Genomic DNA, 16294 nt, shown 5'->3' on the forward strand with positions numbered 1-16294 from the left:
TTACCAATCACTTTTGTGATTGCTGTTTGTACTTAATCTAAGAACAATTTAATGTTCTTTTGACTAATTTTCCATACTATGAAGTTTTCAAGGTTCATGTGCTCTTTCGAGCCGTTCCGCGTTAACGGAACTTTTCTATCATATCACCATCTCGTACCTTTGTCAACAACTTTTTTCAAATTTCTACAATTTGTTGTGGTTAACAAGTTAGGCTCACGTTCGTGTTTCACGAGACAGCTTTAATAGATTACCAAACTTTGCTTGCTCTGTCAACACCTTTTTTTGAAATTGTTTCGTGTTTTTTCAGAAAGTCTGCTGCAGGTTCAAATTTCAGCCTGCTGCAAGATTTAAAAGCTTGTCTGCTAAAGAATATTTTACGATTCTTGGAGTCCCGTGTCAACAAGAATTTATGCCGCTTTTTTACTATTTTTGTCGGGTTCAGTCTATTCTCTGCTGCCGATTCGCGGCATCCCCTTATACGGACTTATTTATTACATCAGCGTTGGTTATTTTACTTCGTATGTATGGATATCTTCTATATAAAAAACAACGGCACGTAGTAACGTACCGCTGTCCTCTGCATTTGTTATCCTATTATCTTCTCACAGATACACCATATTATCTATTGTACCTATATCGGGAATTTCAGATACATTTAGATCTGTACCATATGGAAAGTCTTTTTACCCTTCTTAATCAAGAGTTTGCCGTCTTTAAACAGATCTTTTGTAATCATCATCTTTGAGTCTGTAACCTTTTCATCATTGATCACAAGCCCGCCCTGTTCAATCGTACGGAAGCCTTCACTTCTGCTTGGTACCAACTTTAACTGCTGAATAAGAGCGACCACTCCCATTCCTTCTCCGTCAAAGCTTGTAGAATCCATAGTAGTAGTAGGGATGTTCTCCATCGTACCGCCGCCACCAAAGGCTGCACGTGCGCCTTCCTGTGCCTTTATTGCTTCCTCTTCACCGTGAACCAACTTAGTCACTTCAAAGGCAAGCACTTCTTTTGCTTTGTTGATCTCAGCATCCTTCAAATCACCTAAGCGATCCACTTCTTCCATCGGTAAGAAGGTAAGCATTCTTAAGCACTTGTGAACATCAGCATCTTCAACATTTCTCCAGTATTGATAGAACTCAAATGGAGAAGTCTTATTAGCATCCAGCCACAATGCCCCTTTTTGCGTTTTACCCATCTTCTTTCCTTCACTTGTTGTAAGAAGGGAGAAAGTCATACCGTAAACCTGCTTATTTACTTCACGTCTTGTTAAGTCCACACCGTGAAGGATGTTGGACCATTGGTCATTTCCACCAAACTGCATTTTACAGTCGATATCTCTAGCCATTACCATAAAGTCATAGGACTGCATCAGCATATAGTTGAATTCCAAGAAAGACAATCCCTGTTCAAGTCTCTGCTTAAAGCACTCTGCTCGGAGCATGCTATTGACTGAAAAATGTCTGCCGATATCTCGGATAAATTCTACATAATTTAAATTAAGCAGCCATGATGCATTGTTTACACAAATCGCTTTACCTGGTTCCGGTTCCTTATTTGCAGTAGCTTTGCCAACCGTCTTTCCGTCCCCGCCGGTATATACCCACTCATCGTCAAAGTCTAAAAACTTGTCAAAAAGTTTTTTAAAGGCATTGCAGTTGGCGTTAATCGTTTCAGGCGTCATCATTTGACGCATATCCGTTCTTCCGGAAGGATCTCCTACCATTCCGGTCCCTCCACCGATTAAAACGATCGGTGTATGGCCGAACTTCTGCATATACATCATGATGATGACCTGCATGAAGTGACCTACATGCAAGCAATCTGCAGTCGGATCAAATCCGATATAGAATTTAATCTTTTCCTTTCCAAGAAGGTCTCTGATTTCCTCTTCATTGGTCGTCTGCTCAATAAAGCCTCGTTCTTTCAACACATCAAATACGTTATCGTGTTTGCTAATATTATCTGGTATAAAGTTCATTTGCATTCCCTCACTTATTTCGTTCCGTATAATCTATCCCCTGCATCGCCAAGTCCCGGTACGATGTACGCATGCTCATTCAATCGTTCATCTTTTGCTGCAATGAAAATATCTACGTCAGGATGAGCCTGCTGTAATACTTCAATTCCCTCAGGTGCTGCAATTAAGCACATGAAGGTGATATTTTTTGCACCTTTTTCTTTAATGAAATCGATTGCTGCTGCTGCGCTTCCACCGGTAGCCAGCATCGGATCCACTACAAAGACTTGTCTCTTTTCAATATCATTCGGAAGTTTGCAATAATATTCAACCGGCTCGTGTGTCTCAGGGTCCCTGTAAAGTCCTACATGTCCGACTTTCGCATTCGGTACAAGTGCAAGCATCCCGTCAACCATTCCAAGTCCAGCTCTCAGGATAGGAATAATAGCGATATCTTCGCCCTTTAGCATTTTAACGGTTGTTTTACAAATCGGAGTTTCAATATCCACTGCCTCCAACGGTAAATTTCTAGTTGCCTCATATCCCATTAGCATTGCTATTTCTCTAACAAGCTCTCTGAAGTCCTTTACACTCGTTTCCGTTTTCCTTATCATAGCCGTCTTGTGCTGAATCAGCGGATGATCAAATACATATACTTTGCCCATTATTATTCCTCCCTTGCATTGCTTCCATGTTTGATTTTTATTTATAATTCAATTTGCATAAAATCTTTTTTCTAAAATATCCTTTTTCTATTGTGTTCGTTTCCCATTGAAACGGTGCTTCTACTATAAGTGATTGCACCTGGCATTCTTTACATTTGATTCAGCATGTCCACACGCCTTTGATGTCTTCCGCCTTCAAATTCGGTATCCAGCCATTTCTGTGTAATTGCCTTAGCCATCTCCGGATCAGTAGTTCTGCCGCCCATAGCCAACACGTTTGCATCATTATGCTTACGAGTCATCTCCGCCATCGGTACGTCTGTACAAAGCGCACATCGAATACCCTTTACCTTATTCGCTGCGATCGATATGCCGATTCCGGTGCCGCAGAAAACAATTCCCCTATCTGCTTTGCCGGACATCACTGCTTCTCCGCAAGCTTTTCCATACACAGGATAATCTACCGATTCTTCTGAATTGGTTCCAAGATCAAGCACTTCAATTCCTTGTTCTTCCAAGTATTTTTTTATTTGCTCTTTTAATCCCAATCCGCCATGATCGCTCGCCATCGCAATTTTCATTTTTCTTCTCCTTTGTTTCGATCGCACTACTTTATAAGTAAATGCTTCTATTCTTCATTAAAGATTAAAGTTTTATCACATTGTATCCCGCTGATTTCATCATTCGATTCATCACGGCAAATCCAATTCCATCCGAGTCATCCAAGGCTCCTGCTAAAATCAAATCCACCCCTTGTCCATCCAATTCTCGAAGTTTTGCGAAAAAGTCATGAGCTGCCCGTTGCAATTCTGTCTCTGCAAAAATAATCACACCTACTTTTTTGCCGTTGAGCTCATTTTCACTTTGGAGTTTCTCTATTTCAGCTTTTACCTTGCCCATTTCTCCGGAAATAATGATCATTTCTGCTTTTGGCGCGTAGTGCTTGTACTTCATGCCAGGGGCTTTCGGTTTAAAGTCTTCCGTCTCAACTTCCAATAGCTGTCCTTTAGACACATCCCTCGGTCTGTTTATGAATAGCGCCGGATCCATTTCTACTTTTTTACCTAAGCCTCTCACTGCCTGCTGCAATTCTTGTTGTGTTATAATGCCGGGCCTTAATAGGACCACGTTATCGCCTGAAACATCGACTACGGTAGATTCAATACCGACTTGGCAATCTTCACCCATCAGTATGGCATCAATCCGGCCATCTAAATCTTCTACCACATGTTTCGCTTTGGTCGGACTAGGCCGGCCTGATACATTTGCGCTCGGAGCCGCGATAGGGCATGTTGATTTTCTTATTAAATCTCTTGCCGTTTGATTGGAAGGCAGCCGAACGCCGACCGTATCCAGTCCTCCGGTCGTCACATCCGGTATCCCCGGTGCTTTATTTACAACCATCGTAAGGGGCCCCGGCCAAAAATGTTCCATTAATAGATCCATCAGCGGCGTTATCATTGGCGTCAGCTTCTGAAGGTCTTCTTTCTCCGCAATATGGACGATCATCGGATTGTCGCTGGGTCTGCCTTTGGCAGCATACACTTTGCCGACAGCAATGGCATCAAAAGCATTGGCACCTAGACCGTACACCGTCTCCGTCGGAAAGGCTACCAGCCCTCCCTCTTGTAAAATTTGTGCTGCCGTCTCTATATTTTCAGTTGTAACATTCAAATGCTTTGTTACCATTATTGTTTTCCCTACATCTAAAGCACTCCGTTCCTCCGCCGTTTGTTCTCGTCAGCATTAAAGTGCTTTCATTTTATCCGCCTGATCGCTCGTAATCAGTCCATCTATAATTTCATCTAAATCTCCATCCAGAAACGAATCCAGTTTGTAAAGGGTTAATCCAATTCTGTGATCGGATACACGACCTTGCGGATAGTTATAGGTTCTGATCCGCTCACTTCTGTCTCCGCTTCCCACCTGACTCTTTCTTTGATCAGCGATTTCTTTGTTTTGTTCCTGCATCTTTAGGTCATATAATCTGGAGCGCAATACCTTAAATGCTTTTTCTTTATTTTTAATCTGAGACTTCTCATCCTGACAAGTCACAACAAGCCCGGTTGGCACATGGGTCAATCGAACTGCTGAATCTGTCGTGTTTACACACTGTCCGCCATTACCGGAAGCACGGTATACGTCAACACGCACATCATTTGGATTTAAGTCTACTTCTAATTCATCCACTTCCGGCAGTACTGCAATCGTCGCTGCAGAAGTATGAATACGTCCGCTGGATTCTGTTTCAGGAACACGTTGAACTCGATGCGCACCGCTTTCATACTTCAATCTGGAATACGCACCTTTTCCCTTTATCAGCAACACCGCTTCCTTTACGCCGCCGATACCGGTATCATTCATTTCCATCATTTCCGTCTTCCAGCCGCGTCGTTCGGCATATCTCATGTACATTCTCAGAAGATTCGCACCAAACAAGGCCGCTTCTTCGCCTCCCGTTCCGGCACGAACTTCAAGGATAACGTTCTTTTCGTCGTTAGGGTCCTTCGGCAATAAGAGAATATTCAATTCCTGGGAATAAGTTTCAATCTTATCCTCCAGTTCATTGATTTCCGCCTTTGCCATTTCTCGAAGTTCTTCGTCCCCTTCCTCCAACATTTCCTTTGCATCCTGAAGGTCCTCTTTTGCTTTTTTATATTCTTTATACTTATTTACAATAGGCTCCATTTCGCCCATTTCCTTAATATGCTTCTGCCAAACCGGTTGATTGTTAATAACATCCGGATCAGAAACCTTTAAAGAAAGTTCCTCATATTTTTCTAATATAAAGTCTAACTTGTCAAACATTTATTTTTCTCCTATTTTTTATTGGGATCATCTATTAAAAACCACAAATAGGCCGTTTTTAAGCCTTTTCTTTTCTGTCCTAACTATTTAGTATAGCATATTTTGTTAGAAAAAAAAACTGGAAATTAAAATTTCCAGTTTGTTTAAAGCTACTTACTAGCTTGCTTTATTCGTTATGGAAACTGTTAGCAAGCTTTTCGAAAGACTCACAGGGCTGCCCCCGTTCATCTGATTAATCGATGTTGTACTTTGTCTTAAACTTTTCAACACGACCGCCACGGTTAATGAACTTCTGTTGTCCAGTAAAGAACGGATGGCAAGCTGAACAAACTTCAGTCTTGATTTCGTCCTTATTGGATTTTGTCATGAACGTGTTGCCGCATGCGCAAGTAACTTTACATTCCTTATAATCTGGATGGATTCCTTCCCTCATGCTATGCACCTCTCTTTTGCTCTTGGCCCCGCGGCCTCCGCATTATTTCTGTTTAATTTATTTCAAGAAAATCATCAATAGATTTTCCTAAACTACAGTTTTATACTATATCATAACCGTTTGTCTAAATCAATACTTTTTTGTAAGTTGCCTGTTCTTCCTTGGCAACCTCTTTCTTTTAAAGCGTTAGCTTCTGCAAATCGCTACTCGATCCAAGCCGCTATGATCTTTTTTGATTTCGACACTTACAAAAGGTCCTCTGAGGATTGCCAGTTCTTCCACAGCTCTCCCCTGATCATACCCAATCTCGAAGAGAAGCATGCCATGCTCACGAAGGTAGTTCGGTGCTTCCTCAATAATTCGCCGATAAAAGTCCAACCCGTCATTCCCGCCGTCCAATGCTAAATGCGGCTCATATTCCCGAACCTCTTTGTCTAAAGTCGGAATGATTGAACTCTCTATGTAAGGGGGATTGGAAACGATGATGTCAAATCTGGTATTTCCCAGTTTTTTCTTAAACGGTTCAAACAAATCGCCTAAGGCAAAACTGACATTGGATTTTAACAACTTCGCATTCTTTCTCGCCAGTTCGATGGCATCATCACTGATGTCGCAGCAAGTGACCTTCATGTTCTTACAAATTTTATCTAAACTGATACCAATCGCTCCGCTTCCGCAGCACAAGTCCAATAGATGCACTTTTTTCTTAAAATGACTCGAATAGTCCATAGCCGCTTCTGCTAAAATCTCCGTATCCAGCCGAGGTATTAAAACTTTTTCATTGACCATAAAAGGATATCCCATAAATTCCTGTATCCCTGTGATATACTGCAGCGGTAATCTTGTAGCCCGCCGATCAATCAGATCAAAATAGGTGTTGCACTGGCTGTCATCCAACATTCTAGACCAAATCATAAAAAGTCCAGCTTTATCAACATGCAACATATAGCACAGCAATTGCTCCGCATCTACTTTCGCATCATAGATTCCAGCCACTTCGAGAGCCCGTTGGCCTACCTGCAAAAGTTCCTTTACAATCATTGCCATATTCTAATCCTCCAATTTCATAGGTTTATATATTGAATTTTAGGTTCATGCGTAAACTCTTCCAATCATTTGAATCATTATGATATTTTGCAAATGATTCAGTCCTCGGTCTCAATCATTCTTTCCCCAGCAAAACATCCTCTGTATACTCTTCAAAACCAGCTCGGTAAATATTCAGTTCTTCTGTTTCAGACGGTACCATTACCGCTTTCATCGCAACAATAGCTACCTCCAGTTGTTTTTCATTCGGTTCATTCGTTGTCAATTTCTGTAGATATAACCCGGGCAAACTCAGTATTTTTACCAGCCCCGAATCACTGCCCCCAGCCCATTTCAGCAATTCATAAGAAAGCCCTGCGATGAACGGAATCAACAGCAGTCTTGATGTGATACGCCAAAACAAATTAGGCCATCCCAATAAAGAGAATAAGATTAAGCTGATCACCATTACAAACATTAAAAAGCTCGTTCCGCAGCGCGGGTGAAGCGTATAAAAAGGCATGCAATTTTTAGGTTTCAATTCTAATCCGTTTTCAAAGCAGTGAATGGTCTTATGTTCCGCTCCATGGTATTGAAAGACTCTCTTGATATCTTCCATCTTCGAAATCAATACGACATAGATAACAAACAATAGGATTCGCAGAACCCCTTCAATTAAATTCAGTACGATTTCGTTTGTTGTAAATATACTGCACCAGTTTACGGCCACCGTCGGTGCTATGATAAAAATTCCGACAGTAAAGACAAGCGCAAGAATGACCGAGATATAAATCATGATATTCCATGCCGCTTTTTCACCGAAATGTTTTTCAACCCACAAGGTAAGCTTATCTTTTTCGTAATACTCCGGCCCTTTGATAGTTCCGTCATCTGTTCCTGCGTCACGGGCAGCGTCACGCATTTTCTCTAGTTCTTCTTTATGCTCATTTTCATATTTTTCAAGCACTTCAGCGGAATACATGAGCGTCTTAGTGCCTGAAACCAAAGAGGAGCCAAAGGCAACGATGCCTCGAATAATTGGGAACTTCATCCATTTGCTTCTGGCATGCTGCTTCTCTGTTTTTAAATGAATCACACCGTCGGGCATTCGCATTGCTATCGCAGTACGGTCTTCCCCCTTCATCATGATTCCTTCCATGACAGCTTGACCGCCTACTTTAGTGGGGCAAGCCTCCTTTAAAAAAATCTTACTTAAATCCATACTATCTCCTATCGACAGTTTTAGCTATGATCGTTATATAAAATCAGCTATTTCTGCTCCCCTAATTTTGTTTTCTTAATCACTTGAAGGAAATCAGCATTATTTCTAGTATGTGCCAGATTATCGATAATCATCTCCGTCACTTCCTGCGTTCCCATATTCGCCATTGCCCGGCGCATCATCCAAACCGCTTCGATTTCTTCTTGACTCATGAGCAAGTCTTCTCGGCGAGTGCCTGATTTATTTAAATTAATAGCAGGGAATATTCGTTTTTCAGACAGTTTCCTATCCAAATGGAGTTCCATATTTCCCGTTCCTTTAAATTCCTCAAAGATTACATCATCCATTCGGCTTCCGGTTTCTACTAACGCGGTGGCGAGTATCGTTATGCTGCCGCCTTCTTCTAACTTCCTTGCTGCACCAAAGAATTTCTTTGGCTTATGCAGCGCGCCCGGATCCAGCCCTCCGGATAAGGTTCTTCCGGAGGCCGGTACAACCAGATTGTATGCTCTGGCAAGTCTCGTAATACTATCCAGCAAGATTACTACATCTTTGCCGTGCTCTGCCAGCCGCTGTGCTCTTGCTAAAACCATTTCGGCGACTTTAACATGATGCTGAGGCATTTCATCGAATGTCGAATAAATCACTTCTCCGCTTGATAAGGACCTCTTCATGTCCGTCACTTCTTCCGGCCGTTCATCCACCAGAAGAACAATCATTTCCACTTCAGGGTATTTTGCTTCTATTGTATTGGCTATCTTTTTTAGCAGGATCGTCTTACCTGCTTTAGGCGGTGCAACGATGATTCCTCTCTGCCCTTTTCCGATAGGCGCTATCAGGTCAATCAGGCGCATGGCCGTATCTCTGGAACCCGACTCGAGAGAAAGCCTCTGTTTTGGAAAAATCGGCGTCAAATCTTCAAAATCCGGCCGCTTGATTGCAACTCCAGGTTCATCTCCGTTCACTGTCAGGACATAAAGAAGCGCACCAAAACGTTCCCCTTCATTTGGCTTTCTTGAAATTCCCTTTATTTTATCTCCTGTTTTTAAATTAAACCTTCTGATCTGAGAAGGTGATACATAGACGTCTTTATCGCTGGTCAAAAAGTTTGAAAACCGAAGAAAGCCGAACCCCCCGTCTGCCAATTCCAATATGCCCTCTACTTCCGGCCGGTCCTCCCGATGAGTTGTTTCTTCTTCGCACGTTTTGCGCTCCTGAACAGGAGAGGTCGTTGCGGCTTCATGCCGTACATTAGCTGCCATTTCGATTTGAGCAGCAGCTGTCTCTGCTTCTTTCATAATATCCTCGTCCAAATAAACCTCAGCCGCTGGATTTGGTGTTGCTTTTTCATCATTTACGCCTAACACTTCCAGCAATTCCGACTTTTTCATCTTCTCGTAGCCTTCCACGGAAAAGGCCTTGGCAATTTCTTTCAGTTCAGCTATTTTCTTTGTTTTCAAAACATTTTGGTCCATAATAATTCCTTTCAGTATAATGACCGCACGAATACCCCAATCTAAGTTGCATCGATTTAGATTGTTTCCCGGGTTTGGGGTCATCTATTATAAGATAAGTTATTTAGATAAGATTTGCGAAATAGATTTGACTTACATCTCAATTATTTTATTCAATTATTTTATTCAATTTTGTTTGATCATTTCATATTAGATACCGTATCTTAGGTCATTTCAATAAGGTTAATTCCGTCTGCAATAAAAGTAATCGCTGCGCCTTCTTTCACCGTAGCCTTCGAAGTGGTTTTCGCATCCATTATATAATAAATCACCGGTTGAGTCTTATCTTCTCCTATAGCTATTCCAATCATTTTAACAGTAGCACTGACCGTCTTTATGCTTTTAATCGTCCCGGAACACGAAAATGGCTGTGTATCTATGTTTACTTGCTTTATCTCAGTTCCATCTGTTCCGGTCAACGAAGAAACAATTACTGTTTTCCCTGTGATGTCTGCTTTTATTCCAGACAATCCTTTCGTAACCGGTTCTCCATTATACACCAAGGCGGCACTTGAATCTACATAAATGTTCCTTGCTAAACCCGTAGCGGCATCCGTCAGTTGAATCAACTCCTTTGATTCCTCTACAGCAGTCACTTTTCCTCTGATGCTTACGGTTTCTTTCGCTGCATCATAATAGCCGCTGGTTCCTGCAGCTTTTTCACTTGCCACCGATTCATAAACACGATTGCTGATAGCCGCAAACTCCGAACGCTTGATTCCCTCTGCAGGCAAAAATGCAGTAGTACCGTCTGTTTGAAGGGATCCCTTCATGATCCCATGTCGATACAACATGTCAATGTATGGCCTGTCTTCTTCAGAAATAACAGCGGCATCCGAATAAGGAACCGAATACGCGGAAGTCAGCTTCATCCCCATCGCCTTAGCGGTCCAAAGTGCAGTTTGAAGTCTTGGCGCTTTCTGTCCATTCCCCTGGTCATCCGTAAACACCGCCAGCTCACTCGTATCTATAATGCCGAATTTCAAACAATAGGCAACTGTCGGCCTTGCCCATTCTGCAATCTTATTTTCTGTCAGTACGGATTCAAATTCCGATTGAAAATCATCCGTACTCTGAAGATCTCCTGCAGCATTTATGGCCCGATACAGCATCGTTGCCGCCTCTTCATAAGTAACTGCATTCTCCGGTTCAAATAAATAGGTACCGTCATATTGCTGATAACCCTTTATAATGGACTTTTCCGCAGAAAAATGGATATAGTCATATCCCCAATAGTCCTTTGGTACATCTTTAAATGTCACAGTATCAGCTGTATCCGCCACTGCATAACCAAACGTCCCTAGAATGATAGCCCCCACTACCGAAGCTATTAACAATTTGCCGGATATTACCCGCGCCATTCTCTTTAATCTTAATTCTGTTATCATCTTTTTTCCCCTTTTTCCCTTTTTTAAACTAAACTGCACCGTTAATCCCTTTTGTTCGATGCTTTTTTTCATTTATTGAGCAGACGGTTCCCTTACTGTTCTTGCGATACAGCTCCGTCTGTCGTTTGTTCTTCACTTGTCTTCCCGGAATAAATTTGAATAATCATCTCTTCGATTCCGTCCGCATCCGGATATACATAAAATGGCGGATCCGGATCTAAGGTGTTAGGCATAGTGTACGTAGTAATACTATCGGAGCTGATGCCTGCTGCACCCTTTGCAAGGGATAATGCGGTTCCGATGGTGATGTCCGAATCTACATTCTCAAATACCGTTTTTGTAACGGTCGGCAGCTTAAAACTTAAGCATTGCCGAAAGGCACTCTTCATGAACTCTTGTTGTGCCTTCACTCTTCCCATATCGCCTTCGGTATAGCCATGCCTATATCGCAGGAACTGAACGGCATGTTTCCCATCTAACACTTGCTCCCCTTTTTTCAGGTTAATATGGAGCGGCGGTTTATCATACGGATCGTCGTATTTCATATTAAACGGAATGTTCACCGGAACACCGCCCATTGAATCCACGATATTCTCCACGCCCTCATATTTAATAACTGCATAATAATTAATAGGAATCCCGCATAGTATTTTTGAAACTGCTTTTGCCGTGTTGACGGGATTACCTTTGTACGCTGCGTTTAATTTTTTTTCAGCCAGTCCATTATACCCTTCTCTATGATAATACGTATCTCGCGGAATCGATATGACATCCACTTTTTTATTTTCTCTGTCAAAGCTTACCAGCATGATGGTATCGGTTAAATTGCCGTTTACCCCCAGCAGTAACACATTGGCACGATCCGCATCTTTGATTTGATTATAAAGCGGGCTGTTTTCGTCTACAAGGGAGGCCAGTTCCTCTCTGTCATTATCCATCTCATCTACTATAATCGGCGTATATTGATCCTCTTTTTCAAATGGATTGAAATTCATAAATTTTGTATAGACTGAAGTGGCTCCTAGACTAATTGCCGTTAAAACTGCAAATGCAATAACAAATGTTTTGAAAAATATCTGTAGAGCAGAGGCCGGCTTCTTTGTTTTCGTTGTCGCCTTGGATTGAAGTGTTGGTTGGCTGGTATCCTCTGTATATCCATTTTGCATCTCACGCTGTCTTGTTCTTTCTGCTCTTTCTAATGCCCGCTGCTTCTTTTCAGATCTGCTCATTATCCTACTTAAATCCTCTCTACGTTCCACTATCCCGATTTTTCTCTCTGAAATTATATTTTAACCTATTTGTTAACAAAAATAAATAGGTTAAATAAGTAATATTGCGCGTTACAACAGTATTTTTCCAAAATATTGCAGTTTGGACCCTTTGCAAGAATATTTCTCATCGAATTTACTTCTTTTTAGGCATAAAAAATGTGGCTTCGCTCCCTGCTGTCCGGTTTGCCTTGCCAAGCAAGCTTGGGGCAAAAAGGCTATGGTTCCCTTCGGTGCTCTCTTTGTTCGCTGAGCACCCTCCTTCATAGGCAAAGAGGCTTCTGCCCCTCTGCACTTCCTTTTTTATTCAATAGGAAACGATATTTCCTATTGAATAAAAAAGCACCTCCAAATAGTAGGTTTCGTTTCTACCATTTGGGGTGCACTTCAATATTTCTTTTGACGATTCTCTGTCTATTCTGTTTTTTTCTATGAACCGGATTCAGTCTTGTTGTTATCACCCGAGTTGCCCTCATCACTTGATTCATCCGGATCCGCATAAATTTCTTCTATTAAGGCTCCAACCTGTTTCGAATCTATAAACCAGTACGAAGCCCCGTTTACTGTCTTTGGTCCTCCCGGAGCCAAATATGTATTCATATTTTCACTTTTTAAATTTACTGCCTTGGTTGCTATTTTTGCAGCCATGCCAAGTGTAATATCCGAGTCGACCGTTTTCAATCCCAAGGATACCGCCCCCGGCAAACCTGACTTAATCGCTTGTTTCATGGCAGATTTAATAAATTCCTGCTGCGCTTTTACTCGTCCAATATCGCCTTCCGGATATCCTTTTCGGAATCGCAGGAATTGTACGGCGTGCTTGCCGTCTAACGTCTGCTGCCCTGCCGGAATAGCAATTTTTAAAGGAGGCGTATCGTAAGGGTCGTTGTAATACATGCCGCCCTTATTGCTGATATTCGGAATGTTCATAGGCACACCGCCTATTTCATCCACTATGGCTTCCACATCGCTGAATTCAATGACCGCGTAATAGTTAATAGGAATTCCCATCAGGACCTCACTGACGGCTTTTGCCGCGCCTACTGCACCGCCATTCTGATAAACAGCATTGATTTTCTGTGCTGCGGCAGATTTATATTTGCTTCTAGGATAATAGGTATCCCTCGGCACCGAAATAATATCTACCCTCTGATTCTCCGTATCATAACTGGCAAGCATAATGGTATCCGTCAATTTATCATTATCCCCAAGTACTAAAATGTTGATCCTTTTGCTGTTTTTAAATAAATCGTAGTAAGGGCCATCCTTATCTACAAGATAGTCTATATTTTCTGCCAGAGATTCTGTCCCTGTAAAAATTCTTTTATTGGTGAATTGTTCCCATCCAAATTGTACCGGTACAAGAAGTACGGTAAATATGACGAAAAATATGATAAATTGTTTCCCAAATAATTTCAAGTTCATTACTACATTTCTCCCTTTTTCTCATACCCCTACGAATATATACCCTTTTGCTAGACTTTGCAAACCTTTTTTGCCTTATATTAAAAAGTTAAGAAAGTTGAAATAATCAGTAAAGCCACCCGCTTCCGGGTGGCTTTAGCTTATTTGCATGTATTAAGAATTGGTTACAAATCCTTATTTGCTGTAATCGAAGAAACCAACACCAGTCTTTCTTCCTAACTTGTTCGCTCTTACCATCTTTCTTAGCAATACGTGCGGTCTGTATTTTGTATCGCCAAATTCTTTATATAGAGTTTCCATGATTGCTAAGCAAACATCAAGACCGATTAAGTCTCCTAATGCTAGCGGTCCCATTGGATGGTTCGCACCAAGCTTCATCGCTTCGTCAATACCTTCTGCAGAAGCAACGCCATCAGCAAGAATACCGATTGCTTCGTTTACCATTGGGATTAGGATTCTATTTACAACGAATCCTGGAGCTTCTGCAACGTCTACAGGAGTCTTTCCAAGATCTGAAGTTAACTTAAGAATCGTTTCTCTTGTTTCATCGGAAGTGGTAAGGCCCTTAACGATTTCAACTAACTTCATAGCTGGAACTGGGTTAAAGAAGTGCATTCCGATAATCTTGTCCGGTCTGTTTGTTGCAGCTGCGATTTCAGTGATTGAAAGAGCTGATGTGTTTGTAGCGATAATTGTTTCCGGCTTGCAAAGCGCATCTAATTCCTGGAATAAAGCCTTCTTTGATTCCATTTCTTCTGTAGCAGCTTCGATGATTAGGTCAGCATCCTGAACGATGCTGATATCTGTGGAACCATGAACTCTGCTCATGATTTCTTCTTTTGCTTCAGCAGTAATCTTTTCTTTAGCAACTAACTTTTCTAAATTCTTGTTTACTGTAGCAATACCTTTTTCAACTGAAGATTCTCTTCTAGCTCTTAGAACAACTTCATAACCATTCTGTGCAAGAACCTGAATGATTCCAGCTCCCATAGTACCTGTTCCTAAAACACCAATTTTTTTCATTCCTCTTTGTCCTCCTTAAATTTGTAGTAAACTTGTCTCCATGTATAACTACTTATCTCAAACATAAATAGCACTCAACGCCATAGATTATTTTACCATGTTTCGGATTATTTTGTCACGTTTTTTTAGTCATACACAAAAGTCCGAAAGTTCTATCATTTTCTACTTTTTAGTAATTAAATCGATCTGTTTCAGACTTTTTATTGTCAGAATTTTTCGTCGCGCATGTCTTCCAGTATTCAGCTATGCTGTTTTTACTACGGCCAATCCGGTGATTATGCTTTACAAGGTTGAGACTGCTGTAACATTTTCTTCATCTCAGACTTGTACCGTTCCACTCCCGGCTGGTTAAACGGGTTGACACCCATCAGATACGCCGTAATGCTGCAGCTAGTCTCAAAAAAATAAATAAGCTGTCCGAAATAATACGCATTGATCTCAGGAATGTCGATTTTAACCATCGGAACACCGCTCGCTTCATGAGCCGCCAAAACAGCTTCTAAAGCCGCCCGATTCACCTCATTCATACTTTTTCCTTCGAAAAGTCCTCCGGCCTCGTTCGGTATCGGAAGATCCCTTGCCGGTTTCTTCACATTTAATATCGTCTCAAAGAAAATTTGATTTCCTTCCTGTAAAAATTGACCCATACTGTGCAAATCTGTTGTAAGATGAAGGGAGCTCGGAAACAGTCCCTTCCCTTCTTTTCCTTCACTTTCCCCAAACAACTGCTTTAACCATTCCGCAAAGAAATCAAGCTGTGGTTCATAGTATTCAACAATCTCAATCTGCTTCCCCGTCTTCATTAATTCGTATCGGGCAACCGCATAGTCTGTCCCGTTATAATCCCATTCCGTAGAAGAAGCCATAGCTGCTGCGCCAGCCAGCATGGATTTTATATCAATTCCGGCCGCAGCCATCGGCAATAGGCCAACAGAGGTTAAGACCGAGTACCGTCCGCCGATATCATCCGGAATTTCAAAGCTTTCATACCCCTCCCGCTCAGCCTCTTCACGCAACGAACCTGCAGCTTTATCTGTAATGGCATAGATTCTTTTAACTGCCTCTTCTTTACCATATTTTTCGATTAGCGCTGCTTTCAGTATCGCAAACGCAATGCTGGTCTCTGTGGTTGTCCCTGATTTAGAAATAACGCAGAGGCAAACATCTTTCTTTCGAATGTCCTCAAGAAGTTGACTATGATACGTACCGCTGATATTGTTTCCCGCAAACTTGATTTCGGGATAACTCTTAGGCGAAAGACCGCTGCCATAGATTTCATCCGGTCCAACCAGCGCGTGTACCGCTGCCCGGGTTCCAAGATAAGAGCCTCCAACTCCGATGACGATCAAAATCTCACATTGCGTTTGAATCAGTGCCGCCGTATTGAGAAGGTGTTCCAGTTCATCTTGTCCATATTGAAGCGGCAGTTTTACCCAACCGGTATACTCTTCTTGTCCGGACCAGAGTTTCTCCATCGCCTCCTCCACTTTAGGGGCACAATTTTTCAGTTGTTCTTTTGTGACACCGGTTCGAGAGATATCAATTTTTAAATCCATTCCCTT

Annotated in this window: 14 protein-coding genes; all 14 read right to left on the reverse strand. The window is 41.8% G+C overall.

Annotated elements, in window-relative coordinates; translation table 11 throughout:
• Nucleotides 1-655: 655 nt before the first annotated feature.
• The 14 genes from tyrS to JYB65_RS11715 all read right to left on the reverse strand — a co-directional run bounded on the left by tyrS (nucleotide 656) and on the right by JYB65_RS11715 (nucleotide 16288).
• Nucleotides 656-1981 carry a tyrosine--tRNA ligase gene (tyrS, locus tag JYB65_RS11650; protein WP_206582862.1) on the reverse strand — a complete coding sequence of 442 codons (1326 nt, stop codon included), beginning with the start codon at nucleotides 1979-1981 and terminating at the stop codon, nucleotides 656-658.
• A gap of 14 nt (nucleotides 1982-1995) precedes the next feature.
• Nucleotides 1996-2625, reverse strand: coding sequence for a uracil phosphoribosyltransferase (gene upp / locus JYB65_RS11655; RefSeq protein ID WP_206582863.1), 630 nt, complete (start codon nucleotides 2623-2625; stop codon nucleotides 1996-1998).
• A 149-nt stretch (nucleotides 2626-2774) separates the two neighbouring features.
• On the reverse strand, nucleotides 2775-3206 hold the full coding sequence (gene rpiB / locus JYB65_RS11660) for a ribose 5-phosphate isomerase B (RefSeq protein ID WP_206582864.1): 432 nt from the start codon (nucleotides 3204-3206) through the stop codon (nucleotides 2775-2777).
• A gap of 64 nt (nucleotides 3207-3270) precedes the next feature.
• Complete coding sequence (locus JYB65_RS11665; RefSeq protein ID WP_206582865.1) at nucleotides 3271-4314, reverse strand: L-threonylcarbamoyladenylate synthase; 1044 nt, start codon at nucleotides 4312-4314, stop codon at nucleotides 3271-3273.
• Between the two features lie 57 nt (nucleotides 4315-4371).
• Entirely contained in the window at nucleotides 4372-5433 is a 1062-nt protein-coding gene (prfA, locus tag JYB65_RS11670; RefSeq protein ID WP_206582866.1) for a peptide chain release factor 1, read from the reverse strand.
• Between the two features lie 232 nt (nucleotides 5434-5665).
• On the reverse strand, nucleotides 5666-5866 hold the full coding sequence (rpmE, locus tag JYB65_RS11675; protein ID WP_206582867.1) for a 50S ribosomal protein L31: 201 nt from the start codon (nucleotides 5864-5866) through the stop codon (nucleotides 5666-5668).
• A gap of 186 nt (nucleotides 5867-6052) precedes the next feature.
• Entirely contained in the window at nucleotides 6053-6913 is an 861-nt protein-coding gene (gene prmC, locus JYB65_RS11680; RefSeq protein WP_206582868.1) for a peptide chain release factor N(5)-glutamine methyltransferase, read from the reverse strand.
• Nucleotides 6914-7028: 115 nt separating this feature from the next.
• Complete coding sequence (locus JYB65_RS11685; protein ID WP_206582869.1) at nucleotides 7029-8114, reverse strand: DUF1385 domain-containing protein; 1086 nt, start codon at nucleotides 8112-8114, stop codon at nucleotides 7029-7031.
• Nucleotides 8115-8161: 47 nt separating this feature from the next.
• Nucleotides 8162-9589 carry a transcription termination factor Rho gene (gene rho, locus JYB65_RS11690; protein WP_206582870.1) on the reverse strand — a complete coding sequence of 476 codons (1428 nt, stop codon included), beginning with the start codon at nucleotides 9587-9589 and terminating at the stop codon, nucleotides 8162-8164.
• Between the two features lie 203 nt (nucleotides 9590-9792).
• Nucleotides 9793-11016, reverse strand: a complete 1224-nt coding sequence (locus tag JYB65_RS11695) for an S-layer homology domain-containing protein (RefSeq protein ID WP_206582871.1) — start codon at nucleotides 11014-11016, stop codon at nucleotides 9793-9795.
• Nucleotides 11017-11108: 92 nt separating this feature from the next.
• Nucleotides 11109-12245, reverse strand: a complete 1137-nt coding sequence (locus tag JYB65_RS11700) for an LCP family protein (protein WP_206582872.1) — start codon at nucleotides 12243-12245, stop codon at nucleotides 11109-11111.
• A gap of 468 nt (nucleotides 12246-12713) precedes the next feature.
• The gene (locus JYB65_RS11705; RefSeq protein ID WP_206582873.1) at nucleotides 12714-13709 is read right to left on the reverse strand and encodes an LCP family protein; all 996 of its coding nucleotides are present in this window, start codon (nucleotides 13707-13709) and stop codon (nucleotides 12714-12716) included.
• Nucleotides 13710-13883: 174 nt separating this feature from the next.
• On the reverse strand, nucleotides 13884-14732 hold the full coding sequence (locus JYB65_RS11710; RefSeq protein WP_206582874.1) for a 3-hydroxybutyryl-CoA dehydrogenase: 849 nt from the start codon (nucleotides 14730-14732) through the stop codon (nucleotides 13884-13886).
• Nucleotides 14733-15007: 275 nt separating this feature from the next.
• Nucleotides 15008-16288: a glucose-6-phosphate isomerase gene (locus tag JYB65_RS11715; protein WP_206582875.1), complete on the reverse strand. Its 1281-nt coding sequence runs from the start codon at nucleotides 16286-16288 to the stop codon at nucleotides 15008-15010.
• Nucleotides 16289-16294 lie beyond the last annotated feature (6 nt).

The organism is Clostridium aminobutyricum, from assembly GCF_017255415.1.
In the GTDB taxonomy this organism is placed as follows: Bacteria; Bacillota; Clostridia; order Peptostreptococcales; family Anaerovoracaceae; genus Aminipila; species Aminipila aminobutyrica.